At 64.8% G+C, this 22,814-nt stretch carries 14 protein-coding genes and 1 tRNA gene; 5 read left to right on the top strand and 10 right to left on the bottom strand.

The genetic code is table 11. The features are described 5' to 3' along the window. Positions 1-187 precede the first annotated feature (187 nt). The gene (locus tag CS006_RS05470) at positions 188-1,636 is read left to right on the top strand and encodes an MFS transporter (protein WP_100510772.1); all 1,449 of its coding nucleotides are present in this window, start codon (positions 188-190) and stop codon (positions 1,634-1,636) included. 15 nt (positions 1,637-1,651) lie between these two features. On the opposite strand, the gene CS006_RS05465 is transcribed toward CS006_RS05470, so the two are convergent. After that, a tRNA-Ile gene (locus tag CS006_RS05465) sits at positions 1,652-1,725 on the bottom strand. Positions 1,726-1,856: 131 nt separating this feature from the next. On the opposite strand from CS006_RS05465, the gene CS006_RS05460 reads away from it, so the two are divergent. Continuing rightward, positions 1,857-3,248: a polysaccharide deacetylase family protein gene (locus tag CS006_RS05460; protein ID WP_165777263.1), complete on the top strand. Its 1,392-nt coding sequence runs from the start codon at positions 1,857-1,859 to the stop codon at positions 3,246-3,248. Between the two features lie 83 nt (positions 3,249-3,331). On the opposite strand, the gene CS006_RS05455 is transcribed toward CS006_RS05460, so the two are convergent. Then, positions 3,332-4,621, bottom strand: a complete 1,290-nt coding sequence (locus tag CS006_RS05455) for a citrate synthase (protein WP_100510770.1) — start codon at positions 4,619-4,621, stop codon at positions 3,332-3,334. 193 nt (positions 4,622-4,814) lie between these two features. Next, complete coding sequence (map, locus tag CS006_RS05450) at positions 4,815-5,591, bottom strand: type I methionyl aminopeptidase (protein WP_100510769.1); 777 nt, start codon at positions 5,589-5,591, stop codon at positions 4,815-4,817. A gap of 104 nt (positions 5,592-5,695) precedes the next feature. On the opposite strand from map, the gene CS006_RS05445 reads away from it, so the two are divergent. Both CS006_RS05445 and CS006_RS05440 read left to right on the top strand, forming a co-directional pair. Next, on the top strand, positions 5,696-7,777 hold the full coding sequence (locus CS006_RS05445; protein WP_279324824.1) for a M13 family metallopeptidase: 2,082 nt from the start codon (positions 5,696-5,698) through the stop codon (positions 7,775-7,777). Between the two features lie 332 nt (positions 7,778-8,109). Next, the gene (locus CS006_RS05440) at positions 8,110-8,676 is read left to right on the top strand and encodes a single-stranded DNA-binding protein (RefSeq protein WP_165777262.1); all 567 of its coding nucleotides are present in this window, start codon (positions 8,110-8,112) and stop codon (positions 8,674-8,676) included. 66 nt (positions 8,677-8,742) lie between these two features. Here the strand turns inward: CS006_RS05440 and CS006_RS05435 are convergent, their stop codons facing one another. Beyond that, positions 8,743-10,560 carry a proline--tRNA ligase gene (locus tag CS006_RS05435; protein WP_165777261.1) on the bottom strand — a complete coding sequence of 606 codons (1,818 nt, stop codon included), beginning with the start codon at positions 10,558-10,560 and terminating at the stop codon, positions 8,743-8,745. 133 nt (positions 10,561-10,693) lie between these two features. On the opposite strand from CS006_RS05435, the gene CS006_RS05430 reads away from it, so the two are divergent. Continuing rightward, positions 10,694-14,161: an SCO7613 C-terminal domain-containing membrane protein gene (locus CS006_RS05430; RefSeq protein ID WP_100510765.1), complete on the top strand. Its 3,468-nt coding sequence runs from the start codon at positions 10,694-10,696 to the stop codon at positions 14,159-14,161. A gap of 13 nt (positions 14,162-14,174) precedes the next feature. Here CS006_RS05430 and CS006_RS05425 read toward each other — a convergent pair whose 3' ends face one another. The 6 genes from CS006_RS05425 to CS006_RS05400 form a co-directional block, all read right to left on the bottom strand. Continuing rightward, positions 14,175-15,617, bottom strand: coding sequence for a PIF1 family DEAD/DEAH box helicase (locus tag CS006_RS05425; RefSeq protein WP_100510764.1), 1,443 nt, complete (start codon positions 15,615-15,617; stop codon positions 14,175-14,177). A 74-nt stretch (positions 15,618-15,691) separates the two neighbouring features. Further along, the gene (locus tag CS006_RS05420) at positions 15,692-17,254 is read right to left on the bottom strand and encodes an aminopeptidase P family protein (RefSeq protein ID WP_165777260.1); all 1,563 of its coding nucleotides are present in this window, start codon (positions 17,252-17,254) and stop codon (positions 15,692-15,694) included. A 103-nt stretch (positions 17,255-17,357) separates the two neighbouring features. Next, positions 17,358-18,716 carry an alpha/beta fold hydrolase gene (locus CS006_RS05415; protein ID WP_100510762.1) on the bottom strand — a complete coding sequence of 453 codons (1,359 nt, stop codon included), beginning with the start codon at positions 18,714-18,716 and terminating at the stop codon, positions 17,358-17,360. A gap of 69 nt (positions 18,717-18,785) precedes the next feature. Further along, on the bottom strand, positions 18,786-19,742 hold the full coding sequence (locus tag CS006_RS05410; RefSeq protein WP_100510761.1) for an ABC transporter permease: 957 nt from the start codon (positions 19,740-19,742) through the stop codon (positions 18,786-18,788). 1 nt (position 19,743) lies between these two features. Beyond that, the gene (locus CS006_RS05405; RefSeq protein ID WP_100510760.1) at positions 19,744-20,904 is read right to left on the bottom strand and encodes an ABC transporter permease; all 1,161 of its coding nucleotides are present in this window, start codon (positions 20,902-20,904) and stop codon (positions 19,744-19,746) included. Further along, on the bottom strand, positions 20,901-22,799 hold the full coding sequence (locus CS006_RS05400; protein ID WP_100510759.1) for a dipeptide ABC transporter ATP-binding protein: 1,899 nt from the start codon (positions 22,797-22,799) through the stop codon (positions 20,901-20,903). Before CS006_RS05400 ends, CS006_RS05405 begins: the two co-directional genes overlap by 4 nt. Positions 22,800-22,814 lie beyond the last annotated feature (15 nt).

Raw genomic sequence — 22,814 nt, 5'->3', positions numbered from 1 at the left:
AATCGCCACGAAACCCGAACGCGGGCACGATACGCGGTGCGGTGCAGCATGTTCCCGCGTTCGGCATCCCTGCCACTACACTGGTAACTGCGGTCCTCCGGCTCCTCCGCATAAAAATGTACGAGCCGATTACCCAAGAGACTCCACATACGCGCCATGCGTATCGCCAACGAAGGTAGGACTCGTCATGAGCAATCGGCCACAGAGCACGACAGACACGACCGCATCCGTCGAATCATCCGCCGCCACATCGTCCGACACCGTCGCCGCCAAGGCACGCAAGACCCTCATTCCCCTGCTGTTCATCTACATGCTGGGCACCCTGTGCCTGCAGGCGTTCAACCTCGTCTTCCAGCAGGTCGGCAGCGACGTCGGCGCCGCCGGACAGGCCTCGCTCATCACCGCCGTGCCCGGAGTCGTCCTCGGCATCGTATGCTTCGTCTACGGTTCGCTGTGCGACTTCGCCTCGCTCAAACGCATGACCATGTTCGGCCTCGTGCTGCTGTGGACCGGCTCCATCCTCGGCTTCATACTGCACGGCAGCCTGCTGGAGATCATCATATTCCGCGCCATCCAGACCGCCGGATTCCAGGCCGCCGGCTCCGTATACCTCGTCATCGTGGCCCGATACCTCCATGCCGGCAAGAAACTGCTGTACTTCGGCATGTTCACCGCGGCCTACCAGCTCGCCACCGCCATCGGCGTGGTATGCGGCGGGGTCTTCAGCGCCATCGACTGGTCGTACCTGTTCCTCATCCCCATGGCATCGCTTATCGTGGTGCCGATGCTGCTCGCCGACCTGCCGCACACTACGGGCAGGGCCACGCATGTGGACGTTCCCGGATTCATCATCTTCGCGCTCGCCGTGCTGCAGCTCACGCTGTTCTTCTCCGACCTGTACTGGCCGCTGCTCGCCGGCGCCATCGCCACATTCGTCGTGTTCGCCGTGTACATCAAGCGCGCCCGCGACCCGTTCATCACCCCGGAGTTCTTCCGCAACACCCGCTGGTGGAAGGCCGTGGCCCTGATGTTCCTCTTCTACTTCACCAACTTCTCCATCACTCCGCTGTTCAACGCCCTCGGCGCGAACGTATACGGCATGACCAGCGCGCAGGTCTCGCTCGTGCTGCTGCCGGCGCTGATCATCGCCACCATCAGCGGCACGTCGTCGGGCGCCATCGTCGGGCGTCTCGGCAGGAGGACGACGATCACGCTCGGCGCCTCGCTCATGTTCCTCGGATCGCTCAGCGCCGCATTGTGCGTGCTCGCCGGCCCCGTGGCGCTGACCGCATGCATCGCCCTGTTCTACGGCGGCATGGCCATGCTCTACTCCCCCACCGTCGACACCGTGCTGGGCACGCTGCCGGCCGAACAGTCAGGCCGCGGCGTCGGCATGAACGATCTGGCCATGCAGGGCGCAGGCTCCATCGGCATCGCCATCTTCGGCACGCCCATCGCCACGAACTCCCTCGCCGGCGGCAATCCGGTGACGAATCTCATCGGCGCGAGCGGCGCGGCCTCGAACTATACGAATCTACTGCTTGTCTACGCGGCGGTCATGGCGGTGTCCATCATCTGGTTCCGCGTGAACAGCCGCGCCATCTACGGCGATTCGACGGCGGACAACGGAAAATAAACGAAAAACAGGAAGTGGGGCCTCAGGGGCTTGAACCCTGGACCGACGGATTATGAGTCCGCTGCTCTAACCGACTGAGCTAAGGCCCCACGTCGCCAATAGGCAACTTGGCAATGATAGCAAAGCCCACGGAAGTCCTTCGACACAGATCGCAGGGATGCCGGTGCGTTACAGTTTTCATATCCAACGACATGAGGAAGAGACGAAGGAAACACGCATCATGGCAAAACATTCCGCAAGCGACCTCGCGAGAAGACATTCGAGACGTCCGCTGGTCATCCTTATCGTCGTTGCGATGGTGGCCGCCATCGCGGTCTCGGGCGGTGTGGCATTCACTCGCCATAATCGACATACACAGGCGCTGAATCAGTGCTCCACAGCCCGCACGACACTGACCAGTGCCACGGAACGGCTTGATAATGCGGTGAAGGACGCCAAGACGAGCACCACGGTGCAGGCATCCACGCTTGAGGATCCGTCCGTGCTCGCCTCATTGCAGACCACTGTGGCCAAGGCCGGAAAACTGGTGTCCGCCGTGGATTCCGGAGACGGCTACCGATGCGCGGAGACGCTGTCCGCCGACGAACTCGACGCAAAAACACGGAAGCTGAATTCCGCCGCAGACGATGCGAAAAAGCAGACGACCGCCATCACCTCCGGCATACGCAGCGTGCGGCAGAACGTCGCGAACAAGACCAACGAGACCGTACGCTTCACGCTCACCGCAGCGGTCTCGCAGTCGCAGGGGCTGCTCGCCCAGACCAAGGACCAGGTGAGCGACGAATCCACACGCACCAAGCTCCAGCAGCTCATCAGGACCGCGGACGGTCAGCTCAACGGCAACGACATCATCACCGACGGCACCGTCTACCAGCAATCCATCGACCAGCTGAACGCCGCCATGGACGCCGTCACCGCGTCGAACATCGCCAAGCTGGGCGTGGATTGCAAAAAGGTCCAGTGCGTGGCGTTGACGTTCGACGACGGACCCGACGCGACCAATACGCCGCCCGTAATCGAAGCACTGAAGAAGACCAAGGCCACCGCCACGTTCTTCTCGGTCGGCGAGCACATCACCGGCACGACCACGCCCATGCTCAAGCAGCTCGCCGAGGCCGGATACCCGATCGAAAACCATTCGTGGAACCATCCGCACCTGCAGACGCTGAGCAAGGCCGACGTGGTCAAACAGCTGACGGATACCAGCACCGCGGTGAAGAAGGCCGTCGGCACCTATCCGTCGATGATTCGTCCTCCCTACAGCGAATGGAGCAACGACGTACGCGACCAGGCCGCGGTCATGAACTCGTCGATCATCAACTTCAACGTCATGGGATACGACTGGGAGAAGGACGCCGACGGCGTGCATGACGCCGTGCTCGAATGGGCCAAGCCGGGCGACATCATCCTGCTGCATGATCTGCAGGGCAGCACGGCGAAGGCCACCGAACGCATCATCACCGACCTTCAGGCCAAGGGGTACACGCTGGTGAGCGTGCCGCAGCTGCTGGGAGAGCGGCCGAAGCCCGGATACGTCTACTATTCGCAGGACCAGGTCGTCAAGCCTGGCGAACCCTGGAAGCCCTCCACCAACTACGCCGAGCAGTGGTAAAGCAACAAACCCTCACAACTCGGGTTTTCGCCCGGAAAATACGATTTTCCCAAGGTGAAACCACAAGTTGTGAGGGTTTGTTTTTAGCGTCGATCCTCGATCGGCACGAAATCGCGTTCGGGAGAGCCGGTGTACACCTGACGCGGGCGGCCGATCTTCGTGGCCGGGTCGTTGAGCATCTCGCGGTACTGGGCAATCCAGCCGGGGATGCGGCCAAGGGCGAACAGCGTGGTGAACATCTCCCTGTCGAAGCCGATGGCCCGGTAGATGAGCCCCGTGTAGAAGTCCACGTTCGGGTAGAGATGGCGTGAGACGAAGTAGTCGTCGTGCAGGGCGATGTCCTCCAGCTCGAGCGCCACGTCGAGCAGGTCGCGCTCGCCGGAGAACGCGTCGCCGCGCAGCTCCATGATCTGCTTGAGGTACTTCTTGGCGATGGCCGCGCGCGGATCGTACGACTTGTAGACGCGATGGCCGAGGCCGGAGATGCGGTGCCCCTCCTTCTTGGCCTCCTCCACGAACTCCTTGACGCTCTTGCCGGAGTCGCGAATCGTCTCGAGCTGGCGCAGCACGGCCTCGTTGGCGCCGCCGTGCAGCGGGCCGGACAGCGCGTTGATGCCGGCGGCCACGGCGGAATACAGGTTCGCATGGGCGGAGCCGGCGATGCGCACGACCGACGTGGAGCAGTTCTGCTCGTGGTCGGCGTGGATGATGAGCAGCTTGTCCAGCGCGTCGACCATGAGCGGGTCGGATTCGAACTGCGTGTAGGGCACGGCGAAGCTCATGCGCAGGAAGTCGTCCACGTAGCCGCGCAGATAGTCCGGGTACAGCATCGGCTCGTCACGGCGGCGACGCCAGATGTGCGAGACGATGGTGCGTACCTTGGCCATGATGTTCGCCGCGGCGGCGTCGAGCTGGGCGGGGTCGTTGATGTCGACCGTGTCGGGATGGTAGGCGGCGAGCGCGTTCACGGCGGAGGCGAGTACGCTCATGGGGTGGGAGTTGCGCGGGAAGGTGCCGAGGAACGTGCGGAAGTCCTCGCCGATGACGGTGCGGCGCAGGATGCCGTCGCGGAATCTCGTGTACTGCTCCGAGTTCGGCAGTTCGCCATGCTGGAGCAGCCATGCCACTTCAAGGAAGTTCGAGTGCTCGCACAGCTGCTGGATCGGGTAGCCGCGGTAGCGCAGCACCGAGTTGTTGCCGTCGATGAACGTGATCTTGGACTCGCACTGTGCCGTGGTGAGGAATCCGGGGTCGAGCGTGACCCATCCGTCGTTACGCAGCCTCGATACCACGATGCCGTCAGGTCCGCTGGTCGCCTTCACCACCGGCAGGTCGTAGGCGGTGGATTCCACCTCCAGCCTTGCTGTTGACATATTCCCTCCCTTGATATCGCTACACGACGTAGTCGAACAGTATTCGCCTCAGGTTACCGCATGATTATGCCGCACGCCGTCGTTCGCTCATTTCCGGAGGATACGATGACGGCCCGGCCGACGCGTATCGCGTCTTGCCGGGCCGTCGAGGCGGTCGTTCGATCGACCTGCGTGGGCCGTGCGGTCGGCTTACTCAGTCACGAGCGGTGAGGATGATGGGCTCGCCGTCGGTGATAGCGATGGTGTGCTCGGTGTGAGCGCCGCGCGAGCCGTCGGAGGATCGCAGCGTCCAGCCGTCCTTCGGATCCTGGTAGATCTCGTCGGTGGTCTTGAGGAACCACGGCTCGATGGCGATGACCAGGCCGGGGCGCAGCTTGTAGCCGTGGTGGGCCTTGCCGTCGTTGGGCACATGCGGATCGCCGTGCATGATGTGGCCGACGCCGTGGCCGCCGAACTCGAGGTTGACGGTGTAGCCCTGCGAGCGCGCGATGTCGCCGATGGCGGCGGAGATGTCGCCGAGGCGGTTGCCGGCCTTGGCCTGGGCGATGCCGGCGGCGAGCGCGTCCTCGGTGCACTTGATGAGGCGCAGGTCCTCGGGGTCCTGGTTCTTGCCGACGACGAAGCTGATGGCGGAGTCGCCCACCCAGCCGTCGACGTTGATGGCGAGGTCGAGGGAGATGAGGTCGCCGTCCTTGAGGTTGTAGTCGTAGGGGACGCCGTGCAGCACGGCGTCGTTCACGGACGTGCAGATGTAATGCGCGAACGGGCCGGTGCCGAAGTCGGGGGCGTAGTCCACGTAGCAGGATTCGGCGCCGTTGCGCGCCTCGATGCGCTGCTTGACGAATTCGTCGATTTCGAGGAGGTTGGTGCCGACCTTGGTCATGGCCTTCAGATCCTTGAGGATGGATCCGACGAACTTGCCGGCGGGACGCATTTCCTTGATTTCCTGAGGGGTTTTGAGTTCGATCACGTCTGCTTCGCTTTCTTCGATTGTTTCCCCACTACCATACTTCAACGTCATGCCATATCGTCCGATGCGGAATATGATGGCGGAAGTATGGTTCGGCCGTTAATCTGGGTCGTATGACAGACACGCTTATCTCCGGCATCGATCCGGCTTCGTTCTCCTCCGTCACCAGGCCATCCGACGATTTCTTCCGTTATGTGAACGGCCCGTGGATCGACACGTATATCCTTCCCGCGGACCGCGCCCGTTTCGGCGCGTTCGACAAGCTGGCCGAGAACGCCGAACAGGACGTTCGCGACATCCTCGAGGACGAGGACAGCCCGGCCATCAAGTCGGCCGTCCTCTACCGTTCGTTCCGTGACGAGGACGCCATCGACGCCGCCGGCCTGGACCCCATCCGCCCCGATCTCGAAGCCGTGGACTCGGCCGACGACAAGGCCGCGCTGACGCGCGTGCTCGGCGCCCTGAACCCGGCGGGCGGCCCAGATCTCATCGGATTCATGGTGTACCCGAATCCAGGTGATCCGGAACGCAACATCACGCATGTGGAGCAGGCCGGCCTCGGCCTGCCGGATGAGGCGTACTACCGCGAGGAGCGCTATGCCGCCGTGCGCGAGGCCTACGTGGACATGGTCGCGAACCTGCTGCGTCTGGCCGGCTATGCGAAGACGGGCGACGAGGCCGATACGCAGGCGAAGCGCTTCCTTGACGTGGAGACCCGCATCGCCAAGCACCACTGGGATGTGGTGGCCACCCGAGACGAGGACAAGACCTACAATCCCACCGATTTCGAGCAGCTGAAGGCCACGCTCTCCTCGTTCGACATCGAGGCGTGGGCCGAGGCATGGCAGCAGGCATATGATGTGACGGCCGCCGCCTCGATGCAGCCCATCGACATGACCACGGTGCTGGCGCACACCATCGTGCACGAGCCGAGCTTCCTCACCGGCATCGACCGCTTCTGGCGGGAGGCCGATCTCGACGACCTGAAGCTGTGGGCCCGCGTGCATCTGCTCAACGGTTGGGCCCGCTTCCTCAGCAAGGATTTCGACAAGACGAGCTTCGACTTCTACGGCAAGGTGCTTTCGGGCACGACCGAACAGCGCGACCGTTGGAAGCGCGCGGTCTCGCTGGTCAACGGCATCTGCGGCGAGGACGTCGGCCGCGAGTATGTGCGCCGTCACTTCCCCGAATCCTCCAAGGAGCGTATGGAGGAGCTGGTCGGCAATCTCATCAAGGCGTATCACGCCTCCATCTCGGCCAGTGACTGGCTGGGCGAGGACACCAAGGCCAAGGCGCTGGAGAAGCTTGCCAAGTTCACGCCGAAGATCGGCTACACGAACCATTGGCGCGACTACGGCGCGCTGAGCGTCTCCGACGATCTCTCCCTCGTGGAGAACCTGCGCAACGCCTGGCGCTACGAGGCCGGCTATCAGCTGGCCAAGGCCGGTCAGCCGGTCGACAAGGACGAGTGGCTGATGAACCCGCAGACGGTGAACGCCTACTACGAGCCGACGATGAACGTGATCGTGTTCCCGGCCGCGATTCTGCAGCCGCCGTTCTTCAACCCGGATGCCGAGGACGCCGCCAACTACGGCGGCATCGGCGCGGTGATCGGCCACGAGATCGGCCACGGCTTCGACGACCAGGGCTCGAAGTACGACGGCGACGGCAGGCTGCATGACTGGTGGACGGCCGAGGACCGTTCGAACTTCGAGGAGCGCACGAAGGCGCTTATCGAGCAGTACAACGGGTTCGTGCCCGCACAGCTGGCCGAGAAGTACACCCGCAAGGGACATCCCGAGCAGGCGCCGCATGTGAACGGCGCGCTGACCATCGGCGAGAACATCGGCGATCTCGGCGGCGTGAACATCGCCATCAAGGCGTATGCCATCGCGTTGGGCGCCGGGGACGGCCGTCCCGAGACCGTCGAGCGTGTGCTGGAGCATGCGCCGGTCATCGACGGGTTCACCGGCCTGCAGCGTTTCTTCCTCTCCTATGCCTCGGTGTGGCGCGGCAAGAACCGTGATGAGCTGGCCGAGCAGTATCTGCAGATCGACCCGCATTCGCCGGCCGAGTTCCGCACCAACGGCATCGTGCGTAACGTGGACCTGTTCTACAAGGCGTTCGATGTGACCGAGGGCGACGCCATGTGGCTGGCGCCCGACCAGCGCGTGCGCATCTGGTGACGGTCCGCCGATGACGAGATAGCGATTCATTTCCGATCACGGGCATGTGGATATGGCTTCGGCCATCCACATGCCCGTTTTTTGATGCCTAGTTTTCCACAATTCCGGGGCAGGGGTGGGTCGTTTTTCCACAATGCCGTCTCGGCTTTCCTTTCATGCCGCCGCCGATGCACAGTGGGTATCACCGTTCCGGCGACGACCGGAATCACCGGCGGTTTGCAACCTCCTCTGTTTTCCCCATCGTCGGTGGATCCGGCGCCGTCGGCGGAACGGTCCAAACGTTCATGCCGAGGTTTCGCACCTCGGCGAGGAAAGCATGGAAGGGGCCGAAGATGGCACAGCAGTCACAGATCGTAATCACCGGCAACGTGGGCAAGGAGCCGGTTCGTCTCGGCGTGCAGGGCGGCACGCCGATGTGCACGTTTCGCCTGGCTTCGACCCGTTCGTTTTGGAACCGCCGCACCGGGCAGTGGCAGGAGGGCAACACCACATGGATCACCGTCAAGGCCTTCCGGTCGCTGGCGATGAACATCATGCAGTCGGTGAAGAAGGGCGATCCCGTCATCGTGGTGGGCGATCTGATCACCGACGTGTGGGAGCGCGACGGCGCGCAGCGCAGCAGCATGGCCATCGAGGCCTCGCATGTGGGCCATGACCTCAATCGTGGCGCGGGCGCGTTCGTGCGCAATCAGAATGGCGGGGGAAGCTCCAACGGCGGGGATGCCGAACGCGCCGCCGCGGGCAACGGGTTGGGCGTCGGCATGGGCAATGGCCCGGATGCCGGCATCGGCAACGGTTCAGGTATCCCGAACAACGGCGTGCATGGCATGAACAACGACGCCTCGGACGAGGAGTTCGGCTCCATGGAGAACGAATCGGGCCTGTCTCCGTCGCCGTGACGGTTCCGGTCATGGCGACGGAGGCAAGCCCGATGATATACGGTCGCGGAGAGCCGGCTGCAGAAACTACTTGAGCAGTGCGGCGACGCGCTCGGCGATGACGCCGGCGGCCTCGGCGACCGGGACGGCCACGTTGTTCTCGCCGTCACGGTCACGCACCTCGATGGTGCCGTTGTTCACGGTGTCGCGGCCGGCTACGGCGACCAGCGGAACGCCGATGAGCTCGGCATCCTTGAACTTCACGCCCGGAGAGACCTTCTTGCGGTCGTCGTAGATGACCTCGATGCCCTTGGCCTCCAGTTCGGAGACGAGGTTCTCGGCGGCCTCGAACGCCTCGGCGTTCTTGCCCGTGGCAACGACGTGCACCTGGGCGGGGGCGATGACGGACGGCCATGCCAGACCACGCTCGTCGTGATGCGTCTCGGCAATGCAGGCGAGCACGCGGGAGACGCCGATGCCGTAGCAGCCCATCCACACCGGGACGGCCTTGCCGTTCTGGTCGAGCACCTTGAGGTCCAGGGCCTTGGAGTACTTGAGGCCGAGCTGGAACACCTGGCCGATCTCCACGCCACGTTCGAAGCTCAGCGGACCGGAGCCGTCCGGGCTCATGTCGCCGTGACGCACCTCGACCGCCTCGACGGTGCCGTCGGCCTCGAAATCGCGACCGTAGACGAGATCGTAGTAGTCGACCTCGTGCTCATCGGCGCCGGTGAACCATGCGGAGCCCTTGACCACATGGGCGTCCACGAAGTAGCGGCACGGGTTCTCGACGCCGGCCTTCTCGGCCTGCGGTCCCAGCACCATCGGTCCGATGTAGCCGAGCACCAGCTCCGGATGCTTCTTGAGGTCCTCTTCGGTGGACTCCTCGATCTCGGCGGGAGCGAACTGCGCTTCGAGACGCTTCATGTCGACCGTGCGGTCGCCGGGCACGCCGACGACAACGACCTCGCGCCACGGCTCGTCGTGGTCCTCATCCTCGGGGTGCTTGATGGTGATCGCCACGTTCTTGAGGATGTCGGAGGCCTCCCACGAACGGCCGTCGGCACGCGGGTGGTCGGCGTTGGCGCGCTCGATCATCTTGTCGATGGTCTTGGCGTCGGGCGTGGCCTCCTTGTGGGCAGCCGGCGTGTTCGAGAAATCGACGGCCGGCAGTTCGGGCGTGGTAAGCGCCTCGACGTTCCAGGCTTTGCCGGAGGGGGCGAGCGCGAACGTGTCCTCGCCGATCGGCATGGGGGCGAGGAACTCCTCGGATGCGGAGCCGCCCATCGGGCCGGACATGGCGAACACGGGCACGTACTTGAGGTCGAGACGCTGGAAGACGCGCTCGTAGGCGCCGCGCTGATCGTAGTAGGCCTTCTTGAGGCCCTCCTCGTCGATGTTGAACGAGTAGGCATCCTTCATGACGAACTCGCGGCCGCGGATCAGGCCGGCGCGCGGACGGAACTCGTCGCGGTACTTGGTCTGGATCTGGTAGAGGACGACGGGCAGGTCCTTGTAGGACGAGTACATGTCCTTGACCAGCAGGGTGAACATCTCCTCGTGCGTCGGCGCGAGGAGGTAGTCGGCCTGGTGACGGTCCTTGAGACGGAAGATGTTGTCGCCGTACTCCTCCCAGCGATGGGTGGCCTCGTACGGCTCGCGCGGCAGCAGGGCGGGGAAGTGCACTTCCTGGGCGCCGATGCCGTCCATCTCCTCGCGGACGATGCCCTCGATCTTGTTGAGGACCCTCAGGCCCAGCGGCAGCCACGTCCAGATGCCCGGGGCGGCCTTACGAATATATCCGGCTCGCTGCAGCAGCTTCGCGGAATCGACGTCCGCATCGGCGGGATCTTCGCGCAGCGTGCGAAGGAACAGCGTAGACATACGCAATGCTTTGGAACTCATAAACCCCAAGGGTATTCATGTTAAGGGACATCATCGGCGGTCCGGGCACGACGAAAAACGCCCTCCCCCTTCCTTCCCGCCGGCACGGAAATGTGACAGACTTGAAGAGGCAGTGAATCAGAAGGGACTGCACATGAACTACAACGTCGTACCCGCACCGAACGGCGTGCCGGCCATGAACCGCTGGCCACGGTCCGTCTCGCAATTGCGTTCCACGACCCTGAATCCCGACACGTTCACGCCGGTGACCGGCCGCTTCACCCCCACCGGCATCGACCTCGACGACCCCCGTTCCCGACGGCTGCTCGACATCAGCCGACGCGCGGCCAGGGCACTGGAGCAGCGGGACCGGCTCATCAACCGCCTGCGGGACCCGATGGCGCGACCCCCCAAGGGTGTGACGCTCAATGCATGGCCGCGCAATCCCGACGTATTGACCAATCCGAACATCTACCCCGACACGTTCACCTCGATCACCGACCCGCGACGCTCCCCCACCGGCGTGGACCTCACCGACCCGCAGGCACGACAAATCCTCGAGCTCGGCATGGAGGCGGCGAAGCTGCTGCGCGAACGTACGCAGCTGCTCGACGAGATGCGTCTGAATCCAACCCCCATACAGTCCACGCAACAGACCGGGCCTCCGCACACCGCCATTCCGGCACAGGACGAGCCATCGCAGCACGCGCCCACACCCGCACCGCCCACCACGCCTCAGGTCGCCCTTTCCCAACCCGTTCCCCCGCAGACCGTGGTGCAGCAGACAGCCGCACGACAGCCCGCCGCGCCACAGCCGATCATCGAGCCACAGCAGCCCACATCCCCGCGCCAGCGGTTCAACGTGCAGATCCTGCTGTTGGCCGTGGGCATCGTGCTGGTGTCGGCCGCGGTGTTCGTGTTCGCCGCGCTCACCTATTCACTGCTGAACGACACGCAGCGTGGCATCGCCATTGCCGTCATCGGCCTGCTTGGCCTTGCAGTGACGTTCGCGCTGCAGGACCGCCTGCGCATCACGGCGGAAGGCGTCGGCTGGGCGTCGCTCATCGCCCTGTCCATAGATTCGCTGCTTGCCCCGAAGCTTCCGGCGTTCGCAACGGTGCCGGGCGATGCCGTCACCGGCCTGGGCATGCTGTTGGTCTCCGGACTCAGCATGGGATTGTGGGGCGTCGGTCGCATGCGTGCGCATCAGGCGCATGAACCATCCTCCTCACATCGCCCGTTGCGCGTCTTCACACTGTTTCCCGCCTTCGTCGCCCCGTACTCGTTCATGAACGGACTGTATGGCATGTTCGCCATCGACCCCATCAACACGGCCCTGTTCCACGACGTCGAGACCACCCGATTCTGGGCGTCGGCGATCATCGCGACCGTCGTGCTCATCCCCGTCGGTGCGTTCCTGCCGGCACAACGATATGAGGGAGCCAAGGCCCCCAATGTGGAGCGCAACGCCGTAGTCGTCATCGGCATGGTCGCCGGCGCGTTCGCGACCATAGGGAACATGGGTCTCGCCACCCAGCCCGGAAGCCCGATGCTCATGCTGTTCGCAACCATCGTCACCACGCTGGTGTGGCTGGCGGCATGGCCGTTCCTGCACCGACGTTTCGCCCTCACGGCGCCGGTCGTTCCGGCGCTGACGCTGCCGGCCGCGGCGCTGTCCCTCATACCAATCGCCTTCGCCATCGACAAGCTGGCGTTCGCCGGAGTCGACACGCAGCAGCATCGGGACTGGCAGTTCCTGATTCCCTGCGCCGAGGCGGCCGTCTTCGCCTGCGCGTTCGCCGCATTGGCCCGCATGCTCAAAAGAGGAATTTCCACGAAGCAATCGGCGTGGAAGCCGTCCTCGAAGGAATGCGAGGCGGGCCGCATATTCAGCATCATCATCGCCGCCGCGGCGCTGGCCATGCAGACGCTGTTCAGCATTCCCGCGATGTTCACCGTGTTCCTTGACGTTCTGCTCACCGTTCTGGTCTCCAAATGGTCGTCGTTCTTCTCCATATTCGAGCCGGATCCGTCCATTCCCACACTCGTCACCATGCTGCTGCTGACCGTCACGCTGCTGTGGCTGTCGCGCACGCTGGAACGTCGGTTCGTCATCCCGACCCTGGTATTCACGACAACGACGTTGTCCCTGCTGGTCACGTTCCCCTCCAATCGCGCAATGGTGCTGGCGCTGTTCCTGCTGCTGCCGGTCGTCTATGCCGCAGCCGTGCTGGCGCTGCGCCTATTCACCGGCAAGGGAATCGCCGCATCACGCCCGGTTCCCCGCCCGAAGCCCCTGTCGATGTCGCTGCAATCGACGATGTCGGCAGCGGCGCCGGCACCCGAGGCGACATCCCGGCAGGCGGCCGTGCAGCCGCTTACGGCCGTGCAGCCGCAGCCACAACCGCCACAACCGCAACCGCAACCGCAACGACCGGTAAAAACCCAGCCGTCCTATGCCGTCTATACGCTGCGCACCCTGCAATGCCTGTCGCTGCTGTCGGCGGTGTCGCTCGCCATGCTGAACACCAGCGGACACGACGGCATGGAAGTCGCCATCGGCCTTGTCGCCGTACTGCTGCTCGCCGCCTGGTATCTCATACTGGCGAATGACGTTCCCGAAGGCCCTCGCATCGTCGCGGGACTCGTCATCGTACCGCTTATCGGCTTCTATGCCGAGAACATCGCCCATGCGACGCAACGGCTGGCAGATCTCATGAACAGCGACATGAGCACCATACGCTACCTCCTGTGGGGTCTCATCATGATCGGCGTGCTCGCGTGGGCCGCCTTCGCCAAGGCCGACGGCCGAATCATTACGCTTACGACCTCGGAACGCACCGGCCTCATGCTGCCGAGCGGCGTCTGCGCCATCGGCGGCATAGGCGCCGCAGGTACGCTGCCCTGCCTCAAGGGCTGCGGCACGTTCGTCGACGCCATCCCGTTCATCACCGCTCCGACGGTCATCATCATGCCGCAGCTAGTCGCCCTGTGCGTCCTGGCCGCAATCGCATGGCTTGGCATGCCGCCCTCCGTTCCGTCACCCGCCGACGTCGAGTCAGGGAACCGTCGCCAACGCGCCGTCATCCTGCTCGTCATCGCCATAATCGGCACGCTGATCATCGCCGTCATGAACTTCAACGCGCTGGTGTTCGATGGCCGCACCACCTACGCCCCGGTCACACCGCCGGAGCTGCCGACGCTCACGTTCGCCATAGCCGCGCTCATCGTCGGAGTCCTGCTCATGCGCCGCGACGCCGCCTTGCGCAGTTGGAAGGCGCTCGGTCTCGGTCTGCTTGCCGCCATGCTGCCGTCACTGCTGCTCACATGGATTACTCCGATGCCGTCGAACATCCGCATCGTCGCCGTCGGCACGATGGCATTGGCGGCGATCATCGCCGGCGGAGTCCGCGGCCTGCAGGCACCGCTGCTATGCGGCACCATCGTGCTGGCCGCCCATGTGCTGGTGCAGCTCTGGCCGGCGATCAGCGCCTTCAGCGCGGACTACTGGTGGGTGTGGCTGGCGTTGGCCGGCATCACACTCATCGTCGTCGCCGCGTTCTACGAACGCAGTCTCAAGGCCATGCGCATGCTCGGCCGCCGCATCCGCGACCTGCGGTAACCACCGCCACAGATCAGAACAATGCGTCCTGCATGAATTCGTCGAAATCGCCGCCGTCCGAAGACTCCCAAGCTGCGATACCGGCGTCCGAGCGGTTGCGTGGGTCGAACGCATCGGCGCCTTCGGCGGCGAGCCGTTCGGCAGCAGCACGGGACTCCTCCCGCAGTCGCGAGTCGAGTCGTACGGCGTCGGCGGAGACGAGGAACGCCTTCTCGTTGATGCCATGCAGATACAGTCCGTCCAACGCCTCCACTCGGGACAACGCGACGTATCCCATGCCGGGTGCGAACGTGCGGCGCAGGTCCATGACGGCCCGGTCGAGCGTCATGCCCTGCGATTTGTGGATGGTGATCCCCCACGCGCAGCGCAACGGCACCTGGTTGACGCTGGCGAGCACGGTCTCGCCGTCCATCATCTCCCATGCGGCGGGCTTCATGGTCACGATGTTGCCGTTCTCGAACCGTACGATGGGCCATCCGCCCTTGTTCTCCTGCTCGAATTCGACGACCGTGCCGATGGACCCGTTCACGTACTGACGGTCCTGGTCGTTGCGCAGCGCCATGACGGCGGCGCCGCGTTTCAATACGAGGTGCTCGGGGGCAAGCATGTTCTTCTTCAGCCGCGCCACCAGTTGTGCGGAACCGGCCGATTCGGCGTGAAAATCATGACTTTCGTCCGGTATCGCGGCGAGCATACGGTCGTTGAGGGCGTCGGCCTGACGGTTCGTGGGGAACAGGTTCGTGGCGACGACGCCCGGACCGGGGAATACGCCGATGCGCGAGTCGAGCGCGGCACGGTCGGCGTCGGTCACGCCGCCGTCGCGGATGTCGGTGAGCACGCCGAGCAGTCGGCCGTCGTCCTGGCGATGCTGTTCGGTCAGATAGCAGATCGTGGGCGCCAGCCGCTGCCATACCAACGATTCGGTGACGAATCCCTCCGGGTCGAGGCCGCGCCGCGCGTATTCCTCGCGCGTTCGCAGGAACGTTTCGCTTGGCGCGATCATGTCGTTGTTTCGCCCCGACCGGCTGACCGGCGGTAGCTGGAAGAAGTCGCCCGAAATTACCACCTGCAGTCCGCCGAAAGGACGGTCGTCGCGGCGCAGCACGCGACAGACCTCGTCGACCATGTCGAACAGCCATGCGTGCATCATCGAGACCTCGTCGATGATGAGGATGTCGGTGGCGCCGACGGCCTTGCGCCGTCGTGTTTTGATGCGTTTGAGCGTGGCCGGCTCCAATGCGGTCGCCACGCCGACGCCGCTCCACGAGTGGATGGTCTGTCCGTTGACGTGCGTGGCGGCGATGCCGGTGGACGCGGTGACGGCCACCGATTTGCCGGCCGTCCGCGCGTTGCGGATGAATTCGTTCAATACGTAGGTCTTGCCGGCGCCGGGGGCGCCGGTGAGGAACACGTTGGCACCGGCGTCGAGCATGGCCAAAGCCTCAGTCTGCAGCATAAGGACCCATCGTACCCGCCGGCACGGCCCGGCCGGCCGATGCCCGTATCGACGCCGCCCGCATCAACGTGACGCTAGTCGGCCATGGCGGCCATCCAGCGTTCGACGTCGTCGGCGGTACGGGGGATATAGTCCGACAACCATTCGGGTCCATGCTCGGTCATGAGCACGTCGTCCTCGATGCGCACGCCGATGCCGCGGAATTCCGGCGGAATGAGCAGGTCGTCGGACTGGAAGTACAGGCCGGGCTCGATGGTGAACACCATGCCGGGCTCCAGCGGCCGGTCGAAGTACTCCTCGTTGCGGGCCTGCGCGCAGTCGTGGCAGTCGAGACCGAGGTGATGGCCCACGCCGCAGACGAGCCAGCGTCGGTGCTGCTGGCCTTCGGGGCTCAGCGTCTCCTCCACGCTCACCGGCAGGATGCCCAGCTCGTGCAGTTTCTGCGCGGTCACGCGCATCACGGTGTCGTGGATGACGGAGAACGGCACGCCCGGCCGGCAGGCGTCGAACGCGGCCTGCTGCGCCTCGAACACGGCGTCGTATATGCGCCGCTGCAACGGCGTGAACCGGCCGCCAAGCGGGAAGGTGCGGGTGATGTCGGCGGTGTAGAGGTCATCGACCTCCACGCCGGCGTCCATGAGCAGCAGCTGGCCATTGCGGGGTGTGCCGGTGTTGCGCATCCAATGCAGGCGCGGCGCGTGGTCGCCCGAGGCGACGATGGTGTCGTAGCCCACGGTGTTGCCCTCCACGCGGGCGTTGGCGTTGAACACGCCTTCGATGATGCGCTCGCCACGCGGCCGGTCGATGGCCTCGTCGAGATTGCGCAGCACCTTGCAGAAGCCGTTGTAGGTGGCGCGCACGGCCTTGCGCAGCTGGTCGATCTCGTAGTCGTCCTTGATGATGCGCGCCTCGGCGCAGGCGGTGTGCAGCACGGCATCATCGGCGTCGTTCGCGGTCGGGTCGTCGAAGCCGCCGGCGGCGCGGGCGGCGTCCACAAGCGCGGTGGCATGCGGGTCGGATTCGCGGATCACGCGCACGCGCACCGCATCGGGGCCGACGTCCTTGGCCACGGCGTCGGCGAACTGGGCCAGGTCATGGGTCTCGATGCCGGTCATCGTCTCGAATTCCTTGAGGCCCGGGCGCGGACCGATCCAGTATTCGCCGTATTCGGCAGACATGTAGAAGTCCGTGGTGCTGTTGTCGGCCGGCTGATGCATGTACAGCATCGGCACGTGCGTGGCGCCGGCCTTCGCCTCGGGCGAGCCGTGCCGCACCGGTTCGAGCACGAGCACGGCGTCGGGGTCGTAGTCCTTGCCGAGACCGGTCAGGTAGGCGAACGACGTGTTGGGCCGGAACGCGTAATCCAGGTCGTTGCTGCGCTGCTTGTGCGCGCCGGCGGGGAACACCAGGCGCTCGCCGGGAAACAGCTTGCCTATGGCCTTCCATCTCTCCGGCGTGTAGTCGCTGGACGGCAGGGGCTCGGTATCGAGTTCGTGGTCGGCCCATCCCGTGCGCATGAAATCGCGGAAGTTCGCGCCCAACGGTCGTCTCGAGCTGGAGTCGCCCTGCGGCTTCGGCTGCGTCTCCGATTCCCGCTGCGGCCTTTCGTCATCATCGTTCGTTGTCGCTTGCGTCATGATGCCCATCCTTTCCTATACGTCCTATACGGTCTACGCCTTCCATCCATCATCCGTCGAGGTGCCGGCGGCATCCGCAACGTCACCGGCCAACGTACCGGCGTCATCGCAGGGCGCCGCCGCGCTGCGCGATGAGCTCGTGCAGCCGGGTGAACATCCCGGCGTGGGTGATGCCGTCGTGCTGGTATTCGTTGGTCACCCAGGCGCGGGCGTTGCCGATGCCGCTCAGCGTGCGCAATTGGATGCGCGAGTCCACATACAGGTCGTCGAAATAGACCAGCGACTGCACGGGTACCTCGTTGCGGGCCAATACGTCCGGGCGATAAATCGTCGGCCATTCGTCGCGTTGCATGAGCAGCTCCACGGCGGGTCTGAACGGCCGCAGGCACGATATCTCGTCGAACATCCACGGGAAGGTCATCTCGCCGAAGAACATGAGCGGACGCCTGCTCTCGTCGAATTCCGGATGATTCGCCAGTTCACGCTGCGCGGCCCAGTTCATCGGACCGCTGTGGTCGTTGCCGTAGATGAACTCTTGCAATGTCCAGTACAGCGGGCTGCCGGCGTTCGACGTGCGGCCCAGCACCTGGTAGAGGAACGTGTCGGAGAGCCGGCCGTCGGGGGTGAACGCCTCGTCGAACAGCCAGTGGATCTGGTCGAAGCCGGTGCCCATGCCGAACACCGAGCCCACGGATTGCAGCCGGGCCACGCTGAACGGGTCGCCGTTGGGCAGGCGCACGTCGTGGGAGGCGAGCTGATCGGCCACGTCGGCCACGATATGCTCATCCTGCGGATAGCGTTCGTAGTACATCCGGCTTTTCAGCGCCGCCCTCGGATACGTGTGCCGGTAGACCTCGTCGGCATCCGGCGGCACGCCGGGGATGCCGCCCATGGTCATGCACGCGCCGAGGCCCTCCGGGAACAGCGACAGGTAGGTGAGGGTGAGGAATCCGCCGTAGCTTTGCCCGATGGTCGTCCACCGCCGGCTGCCGAACCGCTTCTTGCGCAGGTATTCGAAGTCGCGCACGATGGAGTCGGCGAGAAAATGACTCAAGTAATCCGCAGCCTGCCTCGCGTCGTCGAATTTGGCGATGATGCCGCCGTCCACGGGCGTCGACCGACCGGTGCCACGCTGGTCGGGCATGATCACGCGATAGTGTTGCACGGCCTCGCCCAGCCAGGCGTCGCCCGGCATCGGCCGCTGCCCCTTGCCGCCGGGACCGCCCTGCAAGTGCAAGAGCAGCGGCAGGTCGTCGTCGCGTTTGTCCGGGTCCACTATCTCCCGGTAGAACAGGGTGATGGTGCCGGCCGTCTCGTCGTTCCAATCCAGGGGAACGTCGATCGTATGGTCCTCCACGTAGAAGCCGGGCACGAAGTATCCGCCGGCCGACGTGTCCTGGGTCGTCGGCGCCGTCGGCTGCGCCGGCGCGCCGGACGATCCCGTCACCAGAAAATTCGTCATATCCATCGTCGTATTCGCTTTCTCGATGTCATTCGACCGATGTCATTTGTCATTGCGTCTCGTCCGGCGTCATCGCCGCAGCGTCGGCTCCAACGCCACGTGGAGGATGTCGACGAGCAGGTTCATCATCACGATGAAGAATCCGCCGAGCAGCACCACGCCGATGATGACGGGCCGGTCCTGTGTGTTCACCGATTTGACGGCGAGCGCGCCGACGCCTTGGAGTCCGAAGACCTGTTCGATGATGATGGAGCCGGAGAGCAGGGAGCCGATGTCGGCGCCGAGCTGCGTGGTGAGCACAGTGAGGGTGGAGCGCAGGCCGTGCTTGTAGATGACCTTGCGTTCGGAGATGCCCTTGGCCCGTGCGGTGCGGATATAGTCCTCGCCGAGCACGTCGATCATTTCGGCGCGGGTGAGGCGCTGGTAGAGGGCGGCCATGAGCAGGGCGAGGGTGAGCCATGGCAGCACCATGTGCCATGCCCAGTCGATGAAGCCGTCCTCGAGGGGCTTGTAGCCGCCCGGGGGGAAGAGCGTGAAGCCGTTGCGCTTGGGCAGGTAGTAGAGCAGGTAGAGCAGGAACATGCCAAGCACGAACGAGGGGAAGCTGATGAACAGCTGGCTGAGCACCTGGGCGAGGCGGTCCTTCCACGTGCCGGGATGGGTGGCGGAGACCACGCCGAGCGGTACGCCGATGAGCAGCCAGATGATGACGGCGCCGCCGACGAGCGAGAACGTGACGGGCAGTCGGGAGAGGATGAGTTCGGTCACGGGAGTCTGGTTGCGGTAGGAGATGCCGAAGTCGCCTTGGAACGCGTGGGTGATGAACCGGATGTACTGCTGCCATAGGGGCTTGTCGAGGCCGAGGTTGCGGGTGACCTGGTCGAGCACCTCCTGGCTGGCCTTTTCGCCGGCGATGAGTCGGGCGGGGTTGCCGGGCGCTATATAGAACAGCGCGAACACGAAGATGCTCAGGAGGAACAGGATGATGACGGCGAAGAGGAGTCGTCGGAGAATCTGCTTGACCATGTCAGTCGCCTTCCTTCGTCATGGATGCCGCCGACGTCGATGATGAGACCGACGTCGATGACGTTGCTTCGGCCGATTTCGCCGCGGCGATGTCGTCGTTGGCGACGGCGATCTGCGCGGTGACGGGCGCGACCGCGGCCACGGCCGCCGCTCCCTTCCGCCTGCGTTTTTTCGCCAGCATGCGGCGGCCGGCCTTCGGGTCGAGGGCATCGCGCAGGCCGTCGCCGAGGATGTTGAACGAGAGCGTGGTCATGAGCAGGAACAGGCCGGGGAAGAACACCAGCCATGGCGCGACCATGTAGATGGAGTTGCCGGCCGCTTCGGAGAGCATGCCGCCCCAGCTTGGCGTCGGCGGCACGATGCCCATGCCGAGGAACGACAGCGACGCCTCGAACACGATGCAGCTGGGGATGCCCTGCGTGGTGTAGACGATGATGGTCTCGGTGAGGTTCGGCAGGATGTCCTTGACGATGATGGATGCGTCGGATGCGCCGAGCGACCGTGCCGCCTCGACGAACTCCTTCTTTTTGAGCACCTGCACCTGGGCTCGGATGACTCGCCCGGTGACGGCCCATGAGAAGAAGATGACGACGAACAGACACATGCGGATGCTCGCGCCGAACACGGAGACCAGCGCCAGCGCGCACAGCAGGAACGGGATGGTCATGACGAAGTCGGTGATGCGGGAGAGCACGTTGTCGACCCAGCCGCCGAAGTAGCCGGCCAATACGCCGATGACGACGGCGATGAGCGAGCCGCACATGGAGGCGACCACGCCGACCAGTAGCGACACGCGGGCTCCGTAGGCGATGCGGACGAGTTCGTCGCGGCCCAATTGGTCGGCGCCGAACCAGAACGCCTTGCCCGGGCCTGTGGGCAGACCGGTGGCGGTCAGGCCTATCTCGCGGTACTGCTGTGCGGGGTCGTGCCCGGTGACGGCGGCGAGCGCGGGCGCGAAGACGGCCATGAGCACGAGGAACACGATGAAGCCGAGGGCGATCATCGAGGCCTTGTCGTGGCGCAGGCGGCGCCATGTGGCCTGTCCAGTGCCGAGCTGTTCGATCTTGCGGGCGGGCGCGGGTTTGTTGCTGGCCGCGCCTACCGCGCCGAGACTGGTCTTGGCGTCGGTGGATGTGGTGTTGCGTACTGTTGCCTCGCTCATGCCGCCACCTCCTTGACGAGTGTGCGATGGGCTGTTGCCTCCGACTGCGGCGGCACGGCGCGGATGGATGCGGCGAGCAGACGCTTGGTGAAGGGTGCCTGCGGATTGTCGTAGATCCGTTCGGTGTCGCCGCGTTCCACGATCCGGCCGTTTTCGATGACGACGACGCGGCTGCATACGTGACGGACGACGGCCAGGTCGTGCGAAATGAACAGGTAGGTGTAGTCGAAGGCGTCCTGCAGGTCCTGGATGAGGTTGAGGATCTGCGCCTGGATGGAGACGTCGAGCGCGGAGACCGGCTCGTCGAAGATGATGAGCTCGGGGTCGAGGGCGAGCGCGCGGGCGATGCCGATGCGCTGGCGCTGGCCGCCGGAGAATTCGCCGGGATACCGGTTGTAGTGTTCGGGATTGAGTCCGACGAGCTCCATGAGCTCCTGCACGCGCTTCTTCAACCGGTCGCCGGACCAGTGGTGCTGGATGCGGATGGGTTCGCCGATGATGGAGCCGATACGGCGGCGCGGGTTGAGCGAGCCGTACGGGTCCTGGAACACGAGCTGTACGTGGCGGCGCTGTTCGCGCCATTCGGTGCGGCTTACGGTGCTGTTGTCCTGGCCGAGCAGCGTGACCTTGCCGCTGGTGGCGGGCAGGAGTCCCGCGATCACGCGGGCGAGCGTGGTCTTGCCGCAGCCGGATTCGCCGACGAGGCCGATGGAGTCGCCGCGGTTGACGGTCAGGTCGACGCCCTTGAGCACTTCGACGGCCTTGCGGGTGCCGGCGTTGTATGTCAGGTGCAGGTCCTCCACGAGGGCGATGGGCGCGTTCCTGTCTAGCGGCCATTCCTTGTCTTCCGCAGTTCCGTCGGCCTGTTCCTCGGCGCGGTCGCGGGCGCGCTGGAGCACGAATTCGTCGATCTCCGGCTTGGCTTCGGCTGGGGTGGGGTCGGCGCGCCTCCAGCAGCTTACGGTCACGCCGTCGCTGAGCGTGCGTCGCGGCGGGGCGATGAGCCCGCACCGGTCGGTGGCGTTGGGGCAGCGCGGCGCGAACACGCAGCCAACGGGGATGTCGAGCAGGCTGGGCATACGGCCTTCGATGGGGGTGAGCCGCTTGCGGTCCCCCTCGGCATCGGGCGAGGAGTGCAGAAGGCCGAGCGTGTACGGGTGAGCGGGGCGCGAGAACAACGCGGAGACGGGACCTGTCTCCAGCTGGTGGCCGGCGTACATGACCATGGCCCGGTCGGCGAACGAGCCGAGGAGGGTCAGGTCGTGGGAAATCATGACGACGGTGGTGCCGAGACGCACGGACATGTCGCGCAGCACGTCGAGCACCTGCTTCTGGATGGTCACGTCGAGTGCGGTGGTCGGCTCGTCGGCGATGATGATCTCGGGGCGCAGCACGAGCGCCATGGCGATCATCACGCGTTGGCGCATGCCGCCGGAGAACTGGTGCGGGTAGTTGTTGAAGCGTTTGTCGGCGTTCTTGATGCCGACCATCTCGAGCATTTCGATGGCCCGGGCCTTCGCGTCGTCGCGCGAGGTCTGCGGTTCGTGGGTCTTGATGACCTCGACGATCTGCGAGCCGATGGTGAAGTATGGGTGCAGGCTGGAGAGCGGGTCCTGGAAGATCATGCCGATCTTGTTGCCGCGCATGGACCGCAGCTGCCTGGATGTGGCCTTGAGCAGGTCGACGCCGTCGAACACGGCGGAGCCGTGGACCTCGGCGCCGGGCATGAGGCCGGTGATGGCCTGGGTGAGCACGCTTTTGCCGGAGCCGGATTCGCCGACGATGCCGAACACCTCGCCTTTGTCGACGTCGAACGACACGTGCTGCACCGCGTGCACCACGCCGTCCTCGGTGGGCAGGTCCACGCTGACGTCGTGTACTTGAAGAATGGACATTTCCGTAACTCCTTG

Origin of the sequence: Bifidobacterium primatium, assembly GCF_002802875.1 — a bacterium.
GTDB lineage: Bacteria > Actinomycetota > Actinomycetes > Actinomycetales > Bifidobacteriaceae > Galliscardovia > Galliscardovia primatium.
Note: the sequence above shows the minus strand (reverse complement) of the source record. Positions and strands in the feature narration are given on the sequence as shown.

Coding starts and splice junctions, on each gene's coding strand:
- CS006_RS05410 (WP_100510761.1), bottom strand. CDS start 19,742: ATGGTCAAGCAGATTCTCCGACGACTCCTCTTCGCCGTCATCATCCTG.
- CS006_RS05415 (WP_100510762.1), bottom strand. CDS start 18,716: ATGACGAATTTTCTGGTGACGGGATCGTCCGGCGCGCCGGCGCAGCCG.
- CS006_RS05425 (WP_100510764.1), bottom strand. CDS start 15,617: ATGCTGCAGACTGAGGCTTTGGCCATGCTCGACGCCGGTGCCAACGTG.
- CS006_RS05440 (WP_165777262.1), top strand. CDS start 8,110: ATGGCACAGCAGTCACAGATCGTAATCACCGGCAACGTGGGCAAGGAG.
- CS006_RS05455 (WP_100510770.1), bottom strand. CDS start 4,621: ATGTCAACAGCAAGGCTGGAGGTGGAATCCACCGCCTACGACCTGCCG.
- CS006_RS05420 (WP_165777260.1), bottom strand. CDS start 17,254: ATGACGCAAGCGACAACGAACGATGATGACGAAAGGCCGCAGCGGGAA.
- CS006_RS05470 (WP_100510772.1), top strand. CDS start 188: ATGAGCAATCGGCCACAGAGCACGACAGACACGACCGCATCCGTCGAA.
- CS006_RS05405 (WP_100510760.1), bottom strand. CDS start 20,904: ATGAGCGAGGCAACAGTACGCAACACCACATCCACCGACGCCAAGACC.
- CS006_RS05460 (WP_165777263.1), top strand. CDS start 1,857: ATGGCAAAACATTCCGCAAGCGACCTCGCGAGAAGACATTCGAGACGT.
- CS006_RS05400 (WP_100510759.1), bottom strand. CDS start 22,799: ATGTCCATTCTTCAAGTACACGACGTCAGCGTGGACCTGCCCACCGAG.
- CS006_RS05435 (WP_165777261.1), bottom strand. CDS start 10,560: ATGAGTTCCAAAGCATTGCGTATGTCTACGCTGTTCCTTCGCACGCTG.
- CS006_RS05430 (WP_100510765.1), top strand. CDS start 10,694: ATGAACTACAACGTCGTACCCGCACCGAACGGCGTGCCGGCCATGAAC.